At 51.0% G+C, this 22,197-nt stretch carries 15 protein-coding genes; 4 read left to right on the plus strand and 11 right to left on the minus strand.

Annotated features, from left to right (window positions below; all coding sequences use genetic code 11):
- The first annotated feature begins 3 nt into the window (after positions 1-3).
- The 3 genes from hemF to ACOJTG_RS20260 all read left to right on the plus strand — a co-directional run bounded on the left by hemF (position 4) and on the right by ACOJTG_RS20260 (position 2,752).
- The gene (gene hemF / locus ACOJTG_RS20250) at positions 4-900 is read left to right on the plus strand and encodes an oxygen-dependent coproporphyrinogen oxidase (RefSeq protein ID WP_420155478.1); all 897 of its coding nucleotides are present in this window, start codon (positions 4-6) and stop codon (positions 898-900) included.
- Positions 901-1,186: 286 nt separating this feature from the next.
- Positions 1,187-1,483, plus strand: a complete 297-nt coding sequence (locus ACOJTG_RS20255) for a hypothetical protein (protein ID WP_420155479.1) — start codon at positions 1,187-1,189, stop codon at positions 1,481-1,483.
- A 198-nt stretch (positions 1,484-1,681) separates the two neighbouring features.
- Positions 1,682-2,752 carry a DUF2891 domain-containing protein gene (locus ACOJTG_RS20260; RefSeq protein ID WP_420155480.1) on the plus strand — a complete coding sequence of 357 codons (1,071 nt, stop codon included), beginning with the start codon at positions 1,682-1,684 and terminating at the stop codon, positions 2,750-2,752.
- 5 nt (positions 2,753-2,757) lie between these two features.
- Here ACOJTG_RS20260 and ACOJTG_RS20265 read toward each other — a convergent pair whose 3' ends face one another.
- From ACOJTG_RS20265 to ACOJTG_RS20280, 4 genes are all read right to left on the minus strand, one after another.
- Positions 2,758-3,696, minus strand: a complete 939-nt coding sequence (locus ACOJTG_RS20265) for a polysaccharide deacetylase family protein (protein ID WP_420155481.1) — start codon at positions 3,694-3,696, stop codon at positions 2,758-2,760.
- 419 nt (positions 3,697-4,115) lie between these two features.
- Positions 4,116-5,876, minus strand: a complete 1,761-nt coding sequence (locus ACOJTG_RS20270) for a RagB/SusD family nutrient uptake outer membrane protein (protein WP_420155482.1) — start codon at positions 5,874-5,876, stop codon at positions 4,116-4,118.
- A gap of 12 nt (positions 5,877-5,888) precedes the next feature.
- Positions 5,889-9,077 carry a SusC/RagA family TonB-linked outer membrane protein gene (locus ACOJTG_RS20275; protein ID WP_420155483.1) on the minus strand — a complete coding sequence of 1,063 codons (3,189 nt, stop codon included), beginning with the start codon at positions 9,075-9,077 and terminating at the stop codon, positions 5,889-5,891.
- A gap of 54 nt (positions 9,078-9,131) precedes the next feature.
- Positions 9,132-9,791: a DUF3826 domain-containing protein gene (locus ACOJTG_RS20280; protein WP_420155484.1), complete on the minus strand. Its 660-nt coding sequence runs from the start codon at positions 9,789-9,791 to the stop codon at positions 9,132-9,134.
- 566 nt (positions 9,792-10,357) lie between these two features.
- Between ACOJTG_RS20280 and ACOJTG_RS20285 the strand changes: the two genes are divergently transcribed.
- Positions 10,358-11,236, plus strand: coding sequence for an AraC family transcriptional regulator (locus ACOJTG_RS20285; RefSeq protein WP_420155485.1), 879 nt, complete (start codon positions 10,358-10,360; stop codon positions 11,234-11,236).
- A 7-nt stretch (positions 11,237-11,243) separates the two neighbouring features.
- Here the strand turns inward: ACOJTG_RS20285 and ACOJTG_RS20290 are convergent, their stop codons facing one another.
- The 7 genes from ACOJTG_RS20290 to ACOJTG_RS20320 form a co-directional block, all read right to left on the minus strand.
- The gene (locus tag ACOJTG_RS20290; protein WP_420155486.1) at positions 11,244-12,170 is read right to left on the minus strand and encodes a dihydrodipicolinate synthase family protein; all 927 of its coding nucleotides are present in this window, start codon (positions 12,168-12,170) and stop codon (positions 11,244-11,246) included.
- Between the two features lie 23 nt (positions 12,171-12,193).
- A complete protein-coding gene (locus tag ACOJTG_RS20295; RefSeq protein ID WP_420155487.1) occupies positions 12,194-13,792 on the minus strand; it encodes a sodium:solute symporter in 1,599 nt (532 codons plus the stop codon).
- A gap of 227 nt (positions 13,793-14,019) precedes the next feature.
- A complete protein-coding gene (locus ACOJTG_RS20300) occupies positions 14,020-16,611 on the minus strand; it encodes a malectin domain-containing carbohydrate-binding protein (protein ID WP_420155488.1) in 2,592 nt (863 codons plus the stop codon).
- Between the two features lie 6 nt (positions 16,612-16,617).
- Positions 16,618-17,463 carry a sugar-binding domain-containing protein gene (locus ACOJTG_RS20305; protein WP_420155489.1) on the minus strand — a complete coding sequence of 282 codons (846 nt, stop codon included), beginning with the start codon at positions 17,461-17,463 and terminating at the stop codon, positions 16,618-16,620.
- 72 nt (positions 17,464-17,535) lie between these two features.
- Complete coding sequence (locus tag ACOJTG_RS20310) at positions 17,536-20,325, minus strand: glycosyl hydrolase family 95 catalytic domain-containing protein (protein WP_420155490.1); 2,790 nt, start codon at positions 20,323-20,325, stop codon at positions 17,536-17,538.
- Between the two features lie 17 nt (positions 20,326-20,342).
- The gene (locus tag ACOJTG_RS20315; protein ID WP_420155491.1) at positions 20,343-21,893 is read right to left on the minus strand and encodes a glycoside hydrolase family 28 protein; all 1,551 of its coding nucleotides are present in this window, start codon (positions 21,891-21,893) and stop codon (positions 20,343-20,345) included.
- Between the two features lie 19 nt (positions 21,894-21,912).
- Positions 21,913-22,197, minus strand: a 285-nt coding sequence (locus ACOJTG_RS20320; RefSeq protein WP_420155492.1) for a glycosyl hydrolase family 65 protein, incomplete at its 5' end; no start/stop codon positions are given.

Raw genomic sequence — 22,197 nt, forward strand, 5'->3', positions numbered from 1 at the left:
CGCATGATTGATAAACATCAGATTTCCGAGTACTTCAAGGGATTACAGGATCACATCTGCCAGGAGCTGGAAAAAGCCGATGGGAAGGCCCAGTTCCGGGAAGATCACTGGGAACGTCCCGGCGGCGGCGGCGGTCGCTCGCGGGTCATTGCCGATGGAGCCGTACTCGAAAAAGGAGGCGTAGGTTTTTCCGCGGTATCGGGTGAAATCCATCCCAAGATGCGGGCTTCTCTGGGTGTCGAAGAAGGGACGGAATTCTTTGCAACGGGCGTTTCGATCGTACAACATCCGGTGAATCCGAATGTACCTATCATTCACATGAACGTCCGGTATTTTGAGCTTTCGACGGGAAGCTGCTGGTTTGGCGGGGGCATCGACCTGACCCCCCATTACGTCAATGAAGCGGACGCCCGCTGGTTTCATCAGCAATTGAAAGCAGCCTGTGACCGTTTTTCGCTGGAGTACTATCCTAAATTTAAGAATTGGGCGGACGACTATTTCTTTTCGCCGCACCGCGACGAAACGCGGGGCATTGGGGGAATTTTCTATGATTATTTGAAACCCTCCGATACGCAGAGCAAAGAACACCTGTTTGCATTTACGAAAGCCATTGGCGAATCATTCGCTCCGATTTATACCAGCCTGATGTTAAAACACCGGGATGAACCCTATACCGAAGCTCAACGCGACTGGCAGCTCCTGCGGCGGGGTCGGTACGTCGAGTTTAATCTGGTCCATGACCGGGGTACCAAATTTGGTTTGGAAACCAACGGTCGTACGGAATCCATTCTCATGAGTTTACCTCCCCTGGCCCGCTGGGAATACGATCATCACCCCGAGCCGGGCAGTGCCGAAGCTCAGACGCTGGCCTGGTTACGCAAGGGCGTAGACTGGGTATAGTCCTATTTCGTTTTTTTTTTTAGAACCCCGGATCCATTACCTAAACAGGAATGGATCCGGGGTTTTTGCTTTCTTAGCCTCCGTAGCTTCTACGGTTCATTCTCCGTTTTATACACTTCAGTCCGTATTGCTGGCATCTGGTTCGGCTTGTTCTGGAATGGCCGAGGGTATAGAGCCACTTTTGTAAAGTCGCTGGCAAAAATCTCCCTGAAAGGCCGCCACTTCAAGAGATTTGAACCGGAGATTATCCCCCTGTTTCCTTCAACCTGAAATTGTTTTGTTTACCATGAAAGCCCTCAAAAAGTACCTTGTACTGGGACTGTGTGCCCTTACGCTTACCGGCTCGCTGAGCAGTTGTGCCACCGTTTTTGGCGGACGCATCACCGATCATCAACGACGGAAACCGGGAGCGGGTGAACCCCAACGAGCCGTTCGTACCGGTGCCCTGATTGCCGATATTATTTTATTCTGGCCGGGACTCATTGTTGATTTTGCCACGGGTGCTATTTATAAACCCAATCGTAACGCTCAGGCAGCTCAACAAACGCCACCAACTACCCAGTCCGCAAAAGCTTCTCGTTAGTTTTTTACGCTCGTCCGCCTATGTGTGAGGACCGGATGAGTGGCGTAGCCAGTCGCAAAACGTTCAACCGACAACCATTTTTACCTTCAACGATCTGATTTTATTCATTGCCGCATTGCCCGGATTCGTTACGGTGATAACTTGTAACGAATCCGGGCAACCGCTTTTGGGGCCCGTTTCTTTTCCTCAATGAACGCAATGAAATACGGTATCTTCCTGGCCGGTCTAGCGATGAGTGGTCAGGTGCTGGCTCAGACCCCTTCTTTAACCGAAGCTCAGGCTTCCCATTTAGCGAGCCTACCCCTGCATTGTATCACGCAGGTACTCCCCAACAAGCCCAATCATACGTACGAATTTGAGTCGGATCTCCAACTAACGCCTCAGCAATTACACCCTTCCTTCTACGGTTGTCTGGATTGGCATTCCTCCGTACACGGACACTGGATGCTCGTACGATTGCTGAAAACGTTTCCAACCTTGCCCGAGCAGTCGGCTATTCGAGCCGTACTGGATTCGAGTTTTCAGGCCTCACGCTTGCAGGCAGAAGCGGCGTATTTCGATACCTACAAATTGGCGAAAGGCTTTGAACGTACTTACGGCTGGGCCTGGTTGCTGAAGCTGGACGAAGAGTTGCAAACCTGGAACGACCCGCAGGCCAAAGTCTGGCACCAGAATCTTCAGCCGCTCACGGCCAAAATCCTGACGCTCTGGAAAAACTTTCTGCCCAAACAAACCTACCCCAATCGCACGGGCGTGCACCCCAATACGGCCTTTGGTTTGGTGTTTGCCTTGGATTACGCCCGAACCGTCAAGGATACGGCGTTTGAAAAACTGATCATTCAGCGAAGCAAAGATTACTACGGCGGCAATACCAATGCACCGGGTTATCAGGAACCCGACGGTACGGATTTCCTTTCGCCTTCGCTGGAAGTCTGCGACCTGATGCGTCGGGTTTTACCGGCCAAGGATTTTATCGGTTGGTTCGATCGCTACTTAAGCAAGGAAAGTCTGAACACGGTGACCAAGCTTCCTTTCGTAAGCGACCGTACGGATTACTCCATCGTTCACCTCGATGGTCTTTGCCTGAGCCGGGCCTGGTGCATGAAGGGCATTGCTTCCGCCTTGCCGAAACAGGATAAGCGTCGTCAGCTACTACTCGACAGTGCTAGCGAACACCTCAGCAAGACTTTGCCACACGTGGCGGCGGGCAATTACGGTGGTGAACACTGGCTGGCCTCCTTTGCCGTGTACGCGTTGAGTGTGGAGTAAACGATTCATTTTGACAGACTGGCGGGCAAATCATACAGCAGCCAATCTTTTTTACGAATCGAGGAGGCTTTGCTTTTCACCAGTTTCACAAAATCGGCTATACCGATGGGTTCGTTGCCGTTCGGATGAATGAGAACGATACTCCCGTTCTGGGGCAATTGCCCCTTCGCCAGCCAGGCGTCGCTTCCGAGCGGTAACAAACCCAGCTTGAGGATTTCATCAAAAATGGATCGGTCAGAAATTAGTCCAGGAAAACGAAAGAAGATGGAAGGCAGTAATCCGTGGGTAATCATGGCCTGTTCATTCAGTAGCACTTCATCCTGAATGTTTGTCCCGTTTTTTAACAGGAAATTGCGGGTCAGGGGTAGCTTCGGATTGAAGTAGTGGTGAAAGGAATGGTTCACCCAGGTGATGCGTAAGTCACCGCGTTTTTCGAGGGTTTTCAGCCATTCCAGGTCATCTTCGTGGGTTTGAATCCAGAGTCCGGTGATGGTGATGGTAAGCGGGATGGGTTTCTCTTCGGGCTCGAAGGCAGCGATTAAGTCTTCGAATACGGAACGGGTTAAGGGTTTGTGAGAAGGACATAAATCCATCGTCAGGCTAAAGCCTTTTTCATTGACGTTCGTACGCTCAATACCGGCGTCCTGTAAAGGTCCTTCCCGCAACTGCTCCTGCTTCAACGCCCGACCGTAGGCCGTACCTGCAATGGTACGGGAAACAGCCTGCGGTTCCAGCGGCTGTACGACCACGTCCGGTGCGATGGAGGTTTCCAGCGTTTTCGGATTGACCATCCAGTAATAATTTTTTCCTTCCTGTTGCCAGCGACGTAAGACGAGCTGACCATTGCTCTGCCCGTTCCAAACCTGATAGTTCGTTAGTTGACCATACGCCGTAGGGACGCTTAGTACCGATAGGATCAAGACATGCCGAAGAAGTGTTTTCATATCCTTGGGGAATTCGTGTAAGTCAAGTAGTGGGTGAATTTATTAAAAGCGGTTGCTTCGTTTTCAGCGTGGAGCTATTTTATGCAAAAAAATTGCTAGTTGTACACTCTATGGAGCAATCATGAAGCCTTAATGATGTCCATGGGTGTAACCCATGGCTAATCAACTTAAACCCCTCCGGGGTTAGTCTCTACTAACTCATATTCCTTTGCTGTTCTCGCTGTTCCTGATTTGTAATCAGGAACCCATCTGTTGTGAATTTTTAATTCACGAAATTATAAATCCGGGAAAGGGGTAAAATCCTTTGTCCCCCTATGCCATGCACCGTAACCCGGAAAGCCTCCTCCATACAAGCCCTCTAAACAAACAACCCGAAAGCCTGAGGCTTCCGGGTTGTTTGTTCTTGTTGAAATTTCTTCCTACTGAACCGGATCGAAAGATCCGCCCCAGGTATTATTCTGGATGAGTCTCGGGTTATTATCAATCGCCGACTGCGGAATGGCGAAGAAGTAATATTCCGGCTTCCAGTTGATCGTATACCGCGTATCCATATCCTTGAAAGAGATCGTAAAGTATTTTCGATACGCCTCGTCCAAGTTGACGTCATTACGAGTAGTCGCGAAATCAGCGGGAACGCCCGTCGTTTTCAGGTTAATAATTACTCCGGTACGACGTTTACCGTTCAGCGTTTTTTCGATCAGTTTCCAGCGTCGCAGATCCCAGAAACGCTTTCCTTCGAAGGCAAACTCAATCTGCCGTTCGTGCAGAATGGCCTCAAAGAGCTCAGCCCGGGTCATGTTTTCCTTTAATCCGTACAAACCATTGGTACCGGCTTCGATCCCGGCCCGTTTCCGAATGGCTTTCAATTGCGTGTAGGCGTCGTCGAGTCGGTCTGCCCCTACCGCACTTTCCGCCAGATTCAGCAGCACTTCGGCAAAGCGAATTTCCATCCAGTCCGTACCCGCGAATTGTACTTCACCAATCGCAAGGCTGGGGTTAATGGCTTTCCGCGTGTAAAAACCCGTGTTACTAGCCCGTTGCTCGACGGTTTTTCCGCCGGCAAAATACGTCCAGAGCCGGTAGTTTGTATTACCATTTAAGGGCCAAGTGGCACCGTTGTAGGCAATGGTTTTTCCAAAACGAGGATCCCGGTTTTTGTAGAATAGCGTATCCGAATACGCGTACTTCGACGATTCGCCGGGCTTCTTACCATCCAGCATCGGGAAAGCTTTGACCAATTCCCAGGAAGGCTGGTTCGAGCCACCGCCCGTGCCCGTGTAGGAGGGCCGGGTCGAGTTGTCGTATCCGTTATTTTTGTTCAACTGACCGCCCGAGTTTGTATTAAAACCCGTAATGAAAACGGCTTCCGGATTATTCACTTCCTGGAACCATAGCTGATCAAATGAATCGTTCAGTTTGTAACCACTGGCCGTCAGAATCGCGTTGGCCTGTACGCTGGCATCATACGCCGCCTGCCACTTGCTCTTGACGTCGCCGGGGTTGAACTGCGGACTAGCCGCGTACAACAGCACCCGAGCCTTGAGGGCCGCGGCGGCTCCTTTCGTAATCCGACCCCAATCCGAGGTATTCCAGGTGTTGGGCAGGTACCGCATCGCCGAATCCAGGTCAGCCGTAATCTGTGTATAGGTTTCCGTCGTCGTATTCCGGGGAACAAAGGTTCCTTCCTTGGCCTCTACCCCTACCGCATACTGCGGCGTTAAGATCAGGGGTACGCCCCCGTAGATCCGTACCAGATCGAAATACCGCCAGGCCCGGAAAAAGAAAGCCTGAGCTTTCATGCGGTTTTTGGTGGACGGTTGCAGGGCTCCTTTGCTGACCTCTTCCAGAAACATATTCAACTGCCGGATTTTGGCGTAGTTGTTGGTATTGCTCAGGGCCGTTCCAAAATCGGCTACGTCATTCGGTTGAATGGTTCCTTCAAAGTATTTACTTTCTCCGTAAGACTCGTCTGATAAGTTACTGGACGTCCCCCAGGTCCCGCCCCAGGTGGGTAGGTTCTGATCGTAGAGGTAGTTCAGGCTCAGGTTCGTCAGCGTGGAATCGTTGTAAATCAGTTCCGGCGGCGTGGAACCCAGGTCGGTTTTATCCAGAGCTTTCTCGCAGCTGGTCATCAAACCCAGCAGACTACCCGCCACCATCAGTTTATGTATACCTTTCATTTCGTTCGTCAATTAAAAACCCACATTCAGACCCAGCGAAAACGACCGGATGGTCGGATAGGAATCGTAAGCTCCCTGATACGTTTTATACGTGTAGGGATTGTAAAAATTGATCGGGTTGATCGCTACCAGAAACACGCTCATGCTACTGATTCCCATATTTTTAGCTACAGGAGCGGGTAAGGCGTAGTTGATATTCAGGTTTCGCATGGCGAAGCTGAAGGAATTTCTAAACCAGAACGCCGAAGCCACACTGTACGAATCTTCGTAGAACGGATCGGGATACGCAGCGTTCGGGTTTTCTGGCGTCCAGTGATCCGTCCAGAAAGAAGGGCGGTTTACCGTGGGACGGGCCCGGGAACGAGCGGAGCCTTCTACCATGGCCTGTCCACCAAAGCTACCCCCCATCACTGCGGCCAGCGTAAAGGATTTATACGTCGTGCTTACGTTGAAACCAAAGCTGTAGTGGTTATCTTCCTTGGGCGTCAGAAAGTCCATATCCACGTCTTTCGTGATTTTTCCATCGGGTGCCGTAAACTGGCCCGAAGCATCTTTGGGACCGCGAATGTCTTTGTAATACAGCATTCCGGGTTTCGGAACGACGCCGAAGATGGTATAACCGGGATTGGCTTCCAGGTACCGATCCACTTCTTCCTGCGAACGGAACATGCCTTCGTACACGTAGCCCTGTAAGCCCATATCGGTTGAGCGGCCAGTAGGGTCTTCGTAGGTACCCAGCTTGCCGCGTTCCACGTCCACCCGCATGCGTTTGTTATCACTCCAGGCCAGGAAGGTGTTAATTTTATACGACCAGTCTTTGTTGATTTTGTCCGAATACCCCAATGAAAGTTCGAAGCCAAAGCCATTGACAATCGAGAAGTTTTCGGAAGGCAACGTCGCCCCCACCGTCAGCGGTACGGAAGAAGACAGGGCCGTCAGCATGTTGTAGCGGTGATCGTAAAAGCCATCCAGCGAAAACGACAGTCGGTTTCTGAAAAACTGAGCATCGATCCCGGCGTTGTACTTCATATTGTCATCCCAGCGAATGCCCCGGTTAGCCATGATGTTGTTGGGCACGACTCCCAGGGGACGATCGCTATTCCCACCGAATACGGCACCTTTTCCCACCTGAATGGAGTAGCTGTTCAACCAGTTGTAGGGCTTGGTAGCGTCTCCACCGGATAGACCTACGGATCCACGGATTTTCAGAAATTCGACAAAGGATACACCATTTTTAAAGAAGGGCTCTTCGGACAGCACCCAGCCCAGGGACAGGGAAGGGAAGAAACCCCAGCGATATTCGGGGGCAAAGTTGGTCGAACCATCGTACCGCAGGGCTACTTCGGCCAGGTACTTATCGTCGTAATTGTAATTGATCCGTCCGGCGTACGACAGTGTTCCAGCCTCGGTTTCGGTTTCTTCGGCGGTCTGGGCACCCGTGGCGTAACGCATGTTGTCTAAGCCGCCAATGATGGGGTTTTCCCGCAAACCGGCCAGCATATCCGTATGTCGTTCCGACTGCTCAAAAAAGGCAATCCCCGACACGTGATGTTTGCCAAACTGGCGATCATAATTCAGGTAGCCATTGAACTGATAGCTATCCACGTAACCCGGATTCAGACGAATCTGGTCGCCATTTTTCAACGGAATTGGATTACCCACAATGTCACCGCCTACGATGTGCCGATGCTCGCCCAGCATACTGAAGTTATAGACATTGTAGCGGGTACCGTACTGCTTTCCGAAGGAGTTGTCCATGGTTTTGCTATACAACACCCGAGCCTTTAATCCTTTGATAAAGGGGATGTCGTACTCCAGGTTAGCCATCACATTCAGGCCCGTATTTCGGGTCGCCGTGTAGTTGTCGGACCGCTGAATTTCGAAAAAGTGGAACGACTCCAGGTTGTTCTGGTTGCCGCCGGGTTGCAGTACGGGCAGACCGTTAACGTACGGGGGATTGAACTGAGAGGTGTACAATAACCCCCGCCTATCATTTTCGGCGTTTTCTCCACCCTGCTTCAGGTAGTACATCCGACGCTGCGACAAGTCTCCACTCAGGATAAATCCGGCTCTCAGGTTTTTGGTAACCTTTATGTCCGTACTGGCCCGGAACGTCCATTTATTCGCATTGATATTGTCGAAGTTGGCATTCTGGTAATTGTACGATACCCCGGCGTAATACGTAGCCCGCTCCGATCCTCCGCTGACGTTCACCGCGTGGCGGGTTAGTGTTGCGGGTTTCCAGGCCATTTCCAGCCAGTTGTAATTGTTGTTGCGAAAATGGTCTAGTTCGTCCTGCGTATAGTAAAGCGGATCATTGGCTGGTTTTCCCTGCGTGCGGTAATAATCGTTCAGATACGTGGCCTGCTCATACCCATTCATCATCGAGGGCAGACGAATGGCATCCGTAAAACCAATGGAACCGCTGTAATTAACTTTCGGAGCCCCCGCTTTTCCGCGTTTGGTGGCTACTACGACCACCCCCTGATTGGAACGGGCACCGTAAATGGCAGCGGCGGCATCTTTCAGTACCGAAATGGCTTCTACTTCCGAAGCATCCAGTACATTAAAATCATCTTCCGTACGAACGACGTTATCAATGACGTAAAGGGGACGTACCGTTCCTCCATCTTTAGCCAGTACAATCGGGTTCCGAACAGTTATCCCGCCATTATCGCCGGGCCGTCCGGTTCCCCCCGAGACGTTTACGCCCGGCAACTGGCCCTGCAAAGCCGCCGACAAGCTACCCACTGGCAGTTGCTGAATGGCTTTCATGTCTACCGGAGCAACAGCCCCCGTCAGACTTACCTTTTTCTGCGTACCGTACCCTACTACCACAACTTCGTCGAGTGCGGCATCATTATCTTCCATTTGTACCAGAAGGTTCGTCCGTTTGGCTACGGCTACTTCCAGCGTTTTATAGCCCACGCTACTGAAAATCAAGGTCTCCTCACCCGTAGGCAGGTTCAGTCGGAACACCCCTTTTGCATCGGTAACAGTACCGGAACTAGTTCCCTTGATGGCCACGCTCACCCCTACCAGAGGCATGCCTTTCGCATCCTGAACGGTACCGGTTGTATGAATGAATACCAAAGCTTTGCTAGCCGTAGGTTGTTTGAGTTTAGGATCTGCATAGGCATAGTCTATACATCCCACAAAACCGGGTAATAATGTACAAATGACCCTTACAATTTTTTTCATAAGATGTTTGAGGCGTAAAGAAGTAGCATCATAGTATAGCGGGAAGGTCTTTACTTAATTAACTTTATTTTTTTCTCGAGCAATACGTTCTTCCCAAGCCTTGCTGGCTTGTTTCATATCAATGCCTGAAGCCGATAGGTAGTTATTAATTTTACCTTTGTATTTACCAAACCAAGCGTGTTTCTTATTCGAAGACTCAGCATCCATGGCACGCTCACGAGCTTCGGTTAAATACGCCAGTATTTGCTTTTTTTGATCCTCCGTTAATTCCGGCAGCATTTCCTGGTATCCTTTGTAAGTAATAGGCAATACCCCATAGGTCATACCATCTTTCACTGCCTCTACCTGTTGATCTGAAAGTACTTTTCCCAACTTGGATAAATATAAAGAATGGGCTTTTTCTAAAGCTCTCATTCGCTGTTCTTCAGTCTGTTTAATCTTAACTTCTTGTATTTCTTTGGAAAGATCCGTTGCCGCTTTAATTTGTTTAATCTGAGCGTTGTATAAGTCATGCGTTGTATTCAACTGCCGATACTGGTCAACAATAATGGCTCGTACTTGTATTGAATCAGGCGTATGTAATGTGGCAACAATTTTATCAGCTCGTCTGGTAATAGTACGGGTATAGGTTTCGGCATCCTGTTGCGTAGACTGAGCTTTCACGCCCAGACTAATACCCACAAGTACTGCGATGGTTACAAAGAATTTTTTCATCTGAATCAATACAATTAAAATAGTTTCTACAAGAAATACACTGCTTACCTTAGCTCTTACATAAAGTCTTTTATTTTTATAAACACCCTTACTCCATCGGGCAGTTTATAGGAATATGAATTCATACTTACTTAAGCCATACAATAGGTTAAATCGGCTTACCTCGTAAGATTTTATAGATATTTCGCTCAAGACATATTTGAATAGTACAAATTTTGCACTTTCTAATCATACAACAGTCCTAATTCTTATCAACTTATTATAGGAAATTATCATAGAATTCATTTGAATTATTATATTTGCATTTGCTTAAGTTTTCAGGTGCTATTCTGAACGAAAGTCGTAAAGTCTTTTTACAAGAAAGATCATATAGCTCTGTAATTCAGTTCCTTATAGATGCGACTATAGAAAACGCATTACTAAAATATTTTAGTAATGCGAGCGTATTTTGTTCAATTGATCAATAGCTGGGAAGGGCAAGATTTGACAGGATTGCAAGTCAATCCTACTAAGTTCCTTACTGACGAAGCTAAACCTCTAAGAAAACCGATTAACGCCTTGCGTACATGAAGCCTCTATTTCATAAAGTCCCCGTAAAACTGGAGAGTTCCTTCAGTATTCGTCACGACATTAAACCTAATTTTGGCACGATTTGGCATTACCACCCCGAGCTGGAATTACACTACGTAGTAAAAGGCGAAGGTGTTCGATTCATCGGTGATAACATCAGCAACTTTTCGGAAGGTGAAATTGTACTATTAGGTGAAAACTTACCGCATACCTGGCGTTGTAAGGAAGAGTACTACCAGTCCGATTCAGAGCTGAACGTGGAAGCGATTGTCATTCATTTTTTACCCGATTGCCTGGGCGATTACTTATTAAAATTACCAGAAGCTTATTTGATCCCTAAATTATACGAGAAAGCCAAACGCGGCATGGTAATGACCGGAGCAGTAAAGGCAAAACTGATCGAATTAATGTACGCCGCTACTACTGCAACGGATCTCGATAAAATTATTCTTTTGTTAAAGATTCTGAAAACCTTAGCGGAGACGGACGAATATACTGCTATTGTAAGTAGTCAAAGTGCGTTTTATCAATCCAATGATATGGATACGCAACGATTAAATAAAGTCTGTGCGTATACACTGACGAACTATAAAAAAGATATTACGCTGGAAGAAATTTCGTCCATCAGTAACTTGAGTGTCACTTCCTTTTGTCGGTACTTTAAACTATTAACCAATAAGACCTACTATGACTTTTTAATCGAAATACGAATTAGTCACGCCTGTCGAGCTTTGGTCGAGAATAAAGTACCGACGGAAGTCATTTGTTTTGACTGCGGATTCAACAACGTTTCCAACTTTTACCGGCACTTTAAAAAAGTAACGGGTGTTACGCCATTAGAGTACAAACGCAAGTATTTACACCGCGTAAATTAAACAGCTACTAATACACAGCTTTCAGATCGAGTTCTTCCTTCAACTGACTATAATTCGAATACAGATTTTCTACTTCTTTGTAGATCTCGGGTGTTAGAACCCCTACGTTACGTCGGGTAAACGTAGAAATATTAAGTCCACGTTTTTGCAGAAAATATTTGGAAACGATGGGGTATACGTTGTGCATCACATCCATGTTATCAATGAGAAATTGTTGTACTTTCTGTACTTGCTCATCCGAAGAATCATAGTTCTCACAAAGCCAGACGATGAGTTCCGGTGAAAAGTTACCCTGAATACAAGACAACCCCGCCGAACCAGCCTTAAGCGAATCCACCGCGTGAACCATATAGGCATCGTATAAGCCAAAATGGGCATTGTCGGTAACACTCAGTTTTTCTTTCACCTGCTTCAGATCCAGGCAAGTATCCTTGTGGTAAATGACCCTTCCCGTGCCGACGAAACTCCTGAGTTGTTCCGGAGAAATCAGACGTTTATACGGTACTGGACATTCATAAAAACCCAGCGGAATGTGCTCGGTCAGATTCAGCAATTCAGTCACGCGGTCATTGAACACCTCATCCGAATCCTGCTCATCGGCCAGTAAGCCCGAAATCAAAATCACAGCATCGGTACCCAGGTCGTGTACCCGTCTGACAAACTCGGCCTGTTGTGGAATGGGTCCGCCAAAGGTACCCGTCGCTACCACTGGTACGGCTCCTTGCGTTACTTCCAGCACATGAGCGATAATAGCTAACCGTTCTTCATCGTTCAGTTCGAACATTTCGCTGGACAGGCAGTTGGCGAACAAGCCGGAGGCTCCGGCTTCCAGGTAGAAATTCGTCAGTTTGGTTAGAGCCGGAAAGTCAATCGAACCGTCGTTCTGAAAGGGCGTAAGCATCACGGGGATGAATCCCTTCGTAGTAGTTTTCATGTTTTGGAGAAATGTTTAAGTCTTTATAGCAACAGGCACAGAGCCGCCAGCAAGGAGACGACTACGGGTTTTTTAGAAATTTTCGTGGGTATAAATCGAGTCAGCAGCAGTCCGGTCAGGAAGATCGCCAGGGTACCAATCACGATGATCATATTCTGATGCAGGGGACTGCGAAGAAATTCGTATTCTTCAGGAAAATGTGGTGAAAAGGTCATCCAGATAATGACGAGTATGCCGATCAGCGTAGCCGTAATAGCCTCATGGTTACGGGTTTGCCGACTGATAATTCCCAGCAGAAACAGCCCCAGCATACCCGCCGCGAAAATACCCGAGAGCGTCCACCAGATGTCGAGAATACTCTTTACGCCAATCATGGCGATCCCCGCTCCCAGCCCCAGCATACCTGCCACCACTGTTGCCAGGTGTAACAACCGCAGGCTTTGTTTGCTGCTGACATTCGGGTTGATGTACCGTTTGTAAATGTCCTCGGAAAATACCGTTGCCGACGCATTCATCCCCGAACTGATGGTACTCATTGCGGCGGAAAGGATCGCCGAAACGATCAGTCCGACCAGCCCCGTTGGGATTTTAGTTACCATGAAATGGGGCATTACTTTGTCGCCGTAGTCCGAAGGTTTCAGGTTAGCCAGAGCCTGTGCCATGCTCGTACCACCCGTTGCCTGCTCCTGGGCTACCTGCATTTTGACGGCCAACAATAACTCGGGATGAGCTTCATAGTACGCAAACAGACAGGAACCAATCACAAAAAACAGCAGCGAAGCCGGAATATACAGCACCACGCAAAGCCACAGCGAGCGGGAGGCTTCGCGGGCCGAGGAGGTAGTATGGTATCGCTGGATGTAATTCTGGTCCATCCCGAAGTTGTTCAGGTTGATGAAAAATCCGTACAGCAAAACGACCCAAAAGGAAGACTGCGTGAAATCCAGCGAGAAAGTACCCAGACTAAATTTATCGTACGACTTTCCGATTTCAACGATTTTTGGTACACCACCCGGCATTTCCCGGATAATGAGGTACAGAATAATCAGGGCACCGAGGGTCTTGATGACGGCCTGTACCACTTCCGTCCAGATAACCGCTTCGATCCCTCCCATCACGGTATAAATGATGATACTGACTCCCATGACGATCATGATCATTTCCATGGAATACCCCGTCAGGGCCTGTAAACTCAGAGCAATTCCGAAAAAGATGGACCCCATTCGGGCCAGTTGCGTCAGCAGAAAACAAACGACGGCGTAGGTACGGGCCCAACTGCCGAAACGATGTTCGAGGTGGGTATAGGCCGAGATTTCGCCCGTTCGCCGGTAAAAAGGAACGAAGTAACGAGAGGCCGTATACGCCGCCAGTGGCATGGATAGACTAAAGACGAAGGCATTCCAGTTGCCGCCAAAAGCTTTGCCGGGTACACCCAGAAAGGTGTTACTACTCAGAAACGTCGCGTAGATCGACATACCAATGGCCCAGCCGGGGATCATGCCGGAGGCTTTGGTGAACTGTTCCGCGTTTTTGCTTTTCCGTGAAAAACAGAATCCTACCGCAATCATGGCTCCCAGATAGAGAGCGATAACCGTAAGATCGATCAGAGGCAAATTTTTCATAACAATCGGTAGAGGTCTGTACCTGATAAAGTCTACTTTTCTGCCGCCCGTACCGTACGCAGCTTCCCAATTTTTGCCTTTTCCCCGGCAAATCACCTTCGAATAGAGACGAAAAGGCTATATTCTTCGGAGTACTCCCGGTTTTGCCCTATTCTTTCTCACAAAGTTACCATAGCACTTTCCGAATTATTTATATGATTCTTACATCAAATTATAGCATCTTATCCTTACTGAACATCCAGTGCATCCAGGTATAACTGCTCGGCATCCAGCGTTTTCAGACGCAGCGTGTAGGTACCCGCGTTGATCATCGTTCCTGTATTCGTAGTGACGTAGGTCCATTTTCCAGGTTTGGACGGTTCCAGCTCCAGCGTTTCGGCGGGCTTCACCACCGTACCGTCTTTGAGGATCAACTCGACACTCACCTTTAATATTTTCTGAGCTGGATTATGGTACTTAAGCGTGAGTGAATACGTATCGGCCACCCCCACGGCAAGGGTCCATTCCAACACGTCACCGCTGGCTTTTTTGAAGACCATCCGCTCTTTGTCGAGGAAGACCTCCTTACCCACGCCTTGGCCTACGGGTTGGGCCTGCGTGGCTTTGTAACTCGTGGCCGCTTTTAGATCGTAGGCGGGTTCAAGGGTGTACACAGGTAGTGCGGCCAGCCAGGAGCCCGCCGCCACCGTCAGTTTTTCATTCACCTGCATTCGTTTGCGAACGACCGAATACTGCTGGGGTTCATCGGTCGTCAGGAACGTGCCCGTGGTTTCGAAACCGGGAAGTGGCGATGCCGACGCGGGTACAGCCAGAAACACATCCGCCGCTTCCGTGACCTGTACGGTTACGGCTTCGTTTCGCTGCCGTTTCAGCCAGGTGGCTCCGTACAAATGAGGGGGTAACGAAACGGCCCGAATGGATTCGTCAGCGAACAACCCATCCCCCGTATCCAGCCAGGATTCAACGCTTCCTTGGAGACTCTTCAGAATGGAGCTCGATTGCTGGGTAATTACAGCTTTGGTATCCAGAGCCGCAATGGCAATAGCCGAGATGACCGCCTGAGCGGATAGCACCTGAGGAAAAGAAACCGTCAGTTGCCCGCCCCGCACCTGTACGCGTAGCGTTTTTTTCAGCAGAGCATCGTGGCCCGCTTCCTTCCAGATGTCCAGATTTTTAAGGCGTACCTCGTCGTTGATGGCGACGTCAAACAATCGCCAGCCCGTGGCATCGAGTCCGCCGCCGGTGCCGTACCAGGGTTCAATGAAGTACAGTTCCACCTGGTATTCGCCGTCGGGAACGTTGAAGTGATAGGCCAGTTGGTCACGTCCGTAACGAAAAGTCTGAAAGAGTTTGGGGTCGGCCGTACCACGAATGGGATCAAACGTTCGTCGCTGACTGGCAAAGAAGGCGGGCATTCCCGGATACTGTTCGGTCCAGGAAGTAGAACCCCAGGCGTTTGTCTCCGTCTTTCGCTGATCGGCGTACCAGACCTTTTTCTGGGCATCGGTGTACGTCGGTCCGCCGCAATTGACCCGGTACAGGTAGCGGAGTACAGACGTGGGGGCGGCCGTTACTTTCCCGGTTACTTCCGAAAGATGCGGAGCTTCGGGCAAATGATTCAGGACCACCACGTCCGTGGCTACTGCTTTGCCGTTGACGTATCCTACGGCGTAGAGGGTATTCGTTTGAATGTCGGCTCCGTCCCACTGAAAATGCGTCCCTACCCCTTGCCGCGTTTTCCGACCCAGCGAACGGTGGTTCACGTCATTGAAGAGTTCCACCGCATCGCAATTGGAGTAAACGATGAGGCTATCTTTCCTGCCCGGCGTCGTCCAGCGGTTCGGCCAGGTATGCGACACGATGTAGACCATCGGCTCGGTTTCTTTGGGAGCGTAGTTGGACCGGAACAGGTAAAAGGCATCCGTCGGTTCTTCCCAGGCCGTGAACAGCCCTTTGTAATTCACGGGGCCGATTCGGTCCAGTTCCCGCAGCCCTTCGCCGCCTTGTACGCGACCGGGATTGTCGTGCGAATTGAGCAGCCAGAAAAAATGCCCGGCCGTGCGATCCCGTACCGATTCGGCCAGCCGGATTTTGGTTTCCATCAGGTCCGTCATGCGGTTTTCGCTGAATACGCCACGGCCTTCCGTATGCTGGTCGATGGTTCGCCAGGCCCCGTATTCACCCACCAGAATCTGCCGTTTCAGGTCTTCGCCGTACTGCTGGGGATCGCCGCCGTAGGTACCCGTCCAGTTCTGCGGCACGTCCCAGTCGGTACCCTTCCCGCCATTACAGGTCGTGATTTTTCGCTGGGAAGAAGCCGTCGGGTCCAGTTGCCGGATCAGGTCGCTGCATTCCCGGACGAAATCCTCGGGGAGCGTACTTTCATTTTCGAGTCCCCAGAGAATGATCGACGGACTGTTTCGCCGCTCTTTCACCCAGTCGATCAGCAACTGTTTGAAATTTTGGCGAAAAGCTGGCGTATCGTACCAGATGTGAGCGGCCATTTGCGGCCACCAGAGAATTCCGGCCTCGTCCCAGTACGGATGATAGCGAAGGTTATGGGGCTGGTGGGCGTCACGAAAGGCATTGAATCCGGCGGCTTTGACCTGACGTACCCGCGTGCGAATTTGTTCTTCACTGAACGCGTGACTGCTGCCCAGCAAATGTTCGTACTCGGCTACGCCATTGATGAAGACCCGCTGGCCGTTGATGCGTAAGCGGGTTTTCGCGTTGGGACTCAAATCCCAGCTCACCCGTCGGATGCCGTAGGGTGTGGTCAGTTCATCGATTCGCTGGCCCTGTTCCAGTACCTGCGTCACGAGCCGCTAGAGGTACGGCTGCTCGAGTGACCAGAGCTGCGGACGCGACACGGAAAGATCTGGTGACGCAAGCGTTACCGTTTCTCCGGCTCTTAAATTCAGTTGCTGCTCGACTTTGGTTACGGTTTTGCCCGAGCGATCCAGCAGTTGCTGCACGACCGTCAGGGTACGGGGCCGGGTACCGTAGTTTTTGATTTCACTGCGAACGTGCAGTTTTGCCGCCGTGGCTGAAATACTGGTATCGTTCCAGACGTGTACACCAAAGGGTTCAATACGTACGTCACGGGTCACGATTAGCTGTACCGGACGAAAAATGCCCATTGGCTGGGAGCCTTCCGAGAAACCCCGCTCGCTGGAACTCCCCCCGCTCACCCAGGGCAAGTCCTGAATTTGATCGGGGTGATCCGCTCGTACGGCCAGTAGATTGGTTTGATTGTTAAGACGGATGAAATCTGTAACATCCAGCGTGAACGAAGTCCGTCCTCCGGCGTGGTAGCCTATTTTTTTTCCATTGAGCCAAATAGTTGCGTAGGACCCTACGCCTTCAAAAAACAGAAAGAATCGTTTCCCTGCTCCGGTTTCCTGTACCGTAAATGTCTTTCTATACCAGGCCACGCCGTAGCGATTGCCGTTGACTTTCCGACGATAGCCGCCGTACTGATCCCAGTTGTGGGGCACCTGTACGATTTTCCAGGACTGAGCCTTGAAGTCACTTCGGTAAAAATCCGGGTGTGCCGTGGTATCGTCCGTGGCGGTGGACTGCCAGTTCGCCTGCAGGGAAATTTCTTTTCGCGACTGCCCTCTGGCCGTGAAGGTCAGGAACAGACTCAGTAGGATGAGTTTTGAATACATCGATTCCAAAGGGGAAGTACGTCCGGTCCACGCGGGCTGGACGGATGGTTATGTACGGCTGGCTGAAACGCTTTACTTCTGCTTTTCCAGCTTGCCGTTGAAGCTATAGGCTTTGCCCTTTTCCGTCATGAACTGCACTTCATTCGAGCCATACCGTAAAACGCAGGGCTGCCCGGCCAGCGAACGGACCGTTACCGTCGTCAGCTTACCCTGTTTCCAGGAAAAATCCAGCTCAAAACCACCCCTGGCCCGGATTCCCCGGAGGCTTCCCTCGGCCAGTACCGCGGGTAACGCGGGCAACAGGTCGATACCGGAACTATGGCTTTGCAATAGCATTTCGGCCATTCCCGCCGAGCCGCCAAAGTTGCCATCAATCTGAAACGGCGGGTGAGCATCGAAGAGATTGACGTACGAACCACCCGCTCCGGATACCGGCCGCAGCAGCATTTTGACGAGTTGCAGAGCGTGTTCGCCCTCGCGAAAACGAGCCCAGAAATTGATTTTCCAGGCCAGACTCCAGCCCGTACCTTCGTCGCCCCGGTACAGCAGCGACTGCCGGGCAGCCTTCATCACGTCGGGCGTTTTTTCCCAGCTAATGTCATCGCCCGGATGTACGCCCCAGAGGTGCGACACATGGCGGTGGTGATTGGTGGTATCGTCTTTGTCTTCCAGCCATTCCTGCAATTGTCCGTACCGCCCGATCTGATTGGGAGCCAGTTGCTGAAGCTGGGTTTGCAGGGTTTTGCGGAAGGCCTCGTCCGTACGCAGGCGTTCGCTGGCCTGAATGCAGTTTCGAAACAGGGTGCGAATGATCTGATGATCCATCGTGGGCCCGGCGACTAACCCACCGTTCTCGGGCGAGTTGGAAGGCGTACTGATCAGCCAGCCCGTTTTTGGGTCTTTTACCAGGAAATCCGTAAAAAACAGAGCGGCCTGTTTCATCAGCGGATACGCCCGATTTTTCAGAAAATCCAGATCCTGGGTATACTGAAAATGTTCCCATACGTGCTGACTCAGCCAGCCCGCTCCCGTTACCCAGATGCCGTGATTGGAGGCATTGATGGGAGCCGTTCCCCGCCACAGGTCCGTATTGTGGTGCAAAACCCAGCCCCGAGCGTTGTAATGGAGCTTCGCCGTTTGCGTACCCGTCTGGGCGAGTTCATCCATCATCCGAAACAGCGGCTCGTGCTGGGCCGACAGGTTGAGTACCTCGGCCGGCCAGTAGTTCATTTCAAGGTTGATGTTGGTCGTGTACTTGCTGCCCCAGGGGGGAGCCAGCAGGTCATTCCAGAGTCCTTGCAAATTGGCGGGTTGTCCGCCCGGTCGCGAACTGGAAATCAGCAGATAGCGTCCGTACTGCATGTACAGAGCCATGAATGAAGGATCGGGTGCGGCCGAAAAGCGGGCCAGTCGTTGATCGGTCGGCAGTTTCTGGTCAGTGTTAGCCCCCAGTTCTACCGAAAACTTCTGGTAATAAGGCTGGTATTCCCGCAGGTGTTCCTGTCGTATTTGAGCGTAGGTTTGTCCGGTTACCCACTGCATCGTTTGTTCACAGGCGGCCACCGGATTCCCCGAAACATTCTGATAATTAACGAAATTCGTAGCCGCCGTCAGGTACAGCGTCACTTCGTCGGCTCCCTCGATCACCACTTGATTCGACTCGATGCGACGGGTCCCTTTCTTCGTTTCCACTCGCAGGTAACTTTCCCCGCGAAGGGCTCCGTTTCGTACCTGTACGGCCAGAGCCAGCGTTTGTTCGCTGATTTTCCGTACGCTATGCTTGGCATGTGGACTGCTCAGAGTTGCCGTCAAACTGATGCGTCCCGGCTGACTGGCCGTCAGGTGAATCGCCAATACGCCTTTCGGCTGACTCGTCAGGTATTCGCGGGTATACGTCACATCGCCTACCTTGAACTGCGTCCGGACTACTGCTTCATTCAGATTCAGTTCACGGCGATAATTGGTCGAGTTCGTTAGATTTTTGAAGATCAGGTTGAGATTACCAAACGGCTGATAATCGGCCTGATAGTGGGGTACGGCGGGTGGTTCGCTGTTCTGGATAAAGTACTTCCAGTTACCGTTCAGGGAAAGCTTCTCGGAGCTATTAGCCGGGTACAGAGCCAAATGGCGAGTCGTATCCTTGTACCCCGCAATCCCGCCTTTATCGAAGTAATTGATCACCTGAATGGCCAGTACATTCTTGCCGGGTTTCAGTACATCGGCGGGAATCTGATACTTACGAGGTTCGGTACTGTTCGTCGTCCCCACCAATTTTCCATTGACGTAGGCAACATCGTAATCGCGAACGCGGTTGAGGTCGAGCGTCAGGGCTTTTCCTTGCCAGTTCTCGGGTAAGATGAACGTGGTCCGAAACCAGACGGCTCCGTCCAGTCCTTCGAAGCCTACCGTTTCCCAGCCTTCGTAGGCGGGTACGGGCATGGTTTTCCAGTCCGAATCGTCGTAAGTCGCTTCCGCCGGATTTCCTTGTACGCCCTTGCCCGCCTTCACCGACGCCAGCCATTCTTCCTTGCGGCCCTCGTTACTTTTCAGTCCCATGAAATGGGCTTCGGCTAATTGCTCGGCTTCTTTGTGCTTGCCTTCGGCCAGTAGTTTGCGGATTTCGGGCAAATACGCCGCCGCTCCGGGTCGGGCGTGGGCACGCGGTTCCCCCGTCCATAGCGTGGACTCGTTGAACTGAATGCGATCGTTCTCGACCCCTCCGAAGACCATGGCTCCCAGTCGCCCATTCCCCAGCGGCAAGGCGTCTGTCCACTTGACGGCGGGCTTGGTGTACCACAACTGATACGACTGAGCCTGAGCCGTGTATCCCAGCAACAACAGTAAGAAAATGCGTAATTTCATGCGTATACCCCAACCATTTAGTTCCGTACCACGTCTTCCTTCACTTCATTCGACTTCCAGACGGGCGTTTTTACGCCTTTAAACTGGTTGCTTTCAAGCGTGATATTCCGGCTATCGGCTCCCTTGATTTTCAGGTACACCTCGGTACCGGCCGCTGGAAAGGCATTCGTAATGAAGGCATCGCGAACGTTGGTCAGGTCCAGCACGGGTGTATCGGCGTGTGGCGTGTAAGTTTTCACCGCGTTGACTTCCAGCGTCTGTACATTTTCGGCCTCAATGGCGGGACCGGTTTGGGTACTGACCTTGACGTTATGAAAGGATACGTCTTTGGCTGCTTTGATCAGAAATCCGGTTTTGGCCCGAATCTGAAGGTCCGTGAAGCTGACGTTTTCAATGGGCATTTCCTGCAATCCGTTCAGATAGCCCGCCCGGTTCACTTCGGCGGTGATGTTACTGAAGTGGATATTCCGGAAGGCGGGCGTCCGCTCGGAAACGGGTTCGGGATTGGTTTTGGCGTACTGCATATCGAGTACAATGGCCTGATCCCGAATGTTTTTCATGATGATATTGTCCACGCGAATGTCTTCCACCACGCCCCCGCGGCCGCGAGCGGTTTTGATCCGAATGCCCCGATCCGTACCGTCGAATACGCAGTTGGAGATCGCGATTTTCTTCACGCCACCCGACATTTCGCTGCCGATCACCACGCCGCCGTGCCCCGAAAGCATGGTACAGTTGGTGATGGTATGGTTTTCGGCCGGAACGTTCATCTTGCGACCCGCCCGATCCTTGCCCGACTTGATGGTGATGCAATCGTCGCCCACGCTGATGTGGCAATTGGAAATGTGTACGTATCGGCAGGATTCGGGGTTGATGCCGTCTGTATTGGGGGAAGGCGGATTGTTAATCGTGACACCCGTGACGGTTACGTTTTCGCAGAATTCCGGGTTAACCGTCCAGAACGGTGAGTTCCGAATGGTAATACCTTCGATCAGTACGTTTTTGCAGTGCATGAACTGAATGAACGGGGGCCGCAGAAAACCCCGCTCGACCCAGCCCGGCAGGTCGGGCCGCAGAATGTCTTTATTGAGGCGGTGAAACTCGTCCTGCCACTTTGAACCCGGCGAGTTTTTGACGTGTATTTCTGAATACGCCCACCACTTTTTGCCGTGCCCGTCAATCAGTCCGCGACCCGTAATGGCAATATTTTCGGCCCGGTTAGCGTAAAAAAGGGGCGAAAAATTCGTCACGTCCGTCCCCTCCCAACGCGATTCGACCATGGGCAAATAGGCGTCGAAATTATCCGTAAAGTGGATTTCGGCACCCGCGTCGATGTGGATCGTGATGTTACTCTTCAGGTGAATCGGTCCCGTTTTGTATTTCCCCGGGGGGAAGTATACGGTGCCACCGCCCCCCTTCACGGCGGCGGCAATGGCTTTCTGAATGGCCTGCGTCGCCAGGGCACTGCTGTCTTTTTTAGCTCCGTAGGCCGTGACGTTGAAGTACTGCTGGGCCTGCGTCGTTCCGGCGATCAGTACGCAGGTTAATACGGTGAGAAGTGTTCGCATGATTGCTTCGTATTATGCATTAAAGCCGGGTCTGAATGGCTTTTAACTGTTTTCCGTGGTAGACTTCCTTACCATCGGCCCATACCCGGAAGCCTTTGCCTTTGCCGTATTTTTTTCCGGTTTTATCCCAGAGAATCGTCAGCGTTTTTCCGTGGTAAGGCACCCGATCCAGGCAGAACCAGTCCCAGCGTTTTTCTTCGAGCAGTGGTTTGATTTCCAGCGTATCGTCCGAACGGGGTTTCAGTCCGATCAAATCGTTGATGATCAAATCCGCGAATCCGGAGTGATTGTAGTATTTACTGCG

The sequence above is a fragment of the Siphonobacter sp. genome (genome assembly GCF_048595215.1).
GTDB lineage: Bacteria > Bacteroidota > Bacteroidia > Cytophagales > Spirosomataceae > Siphonobacter.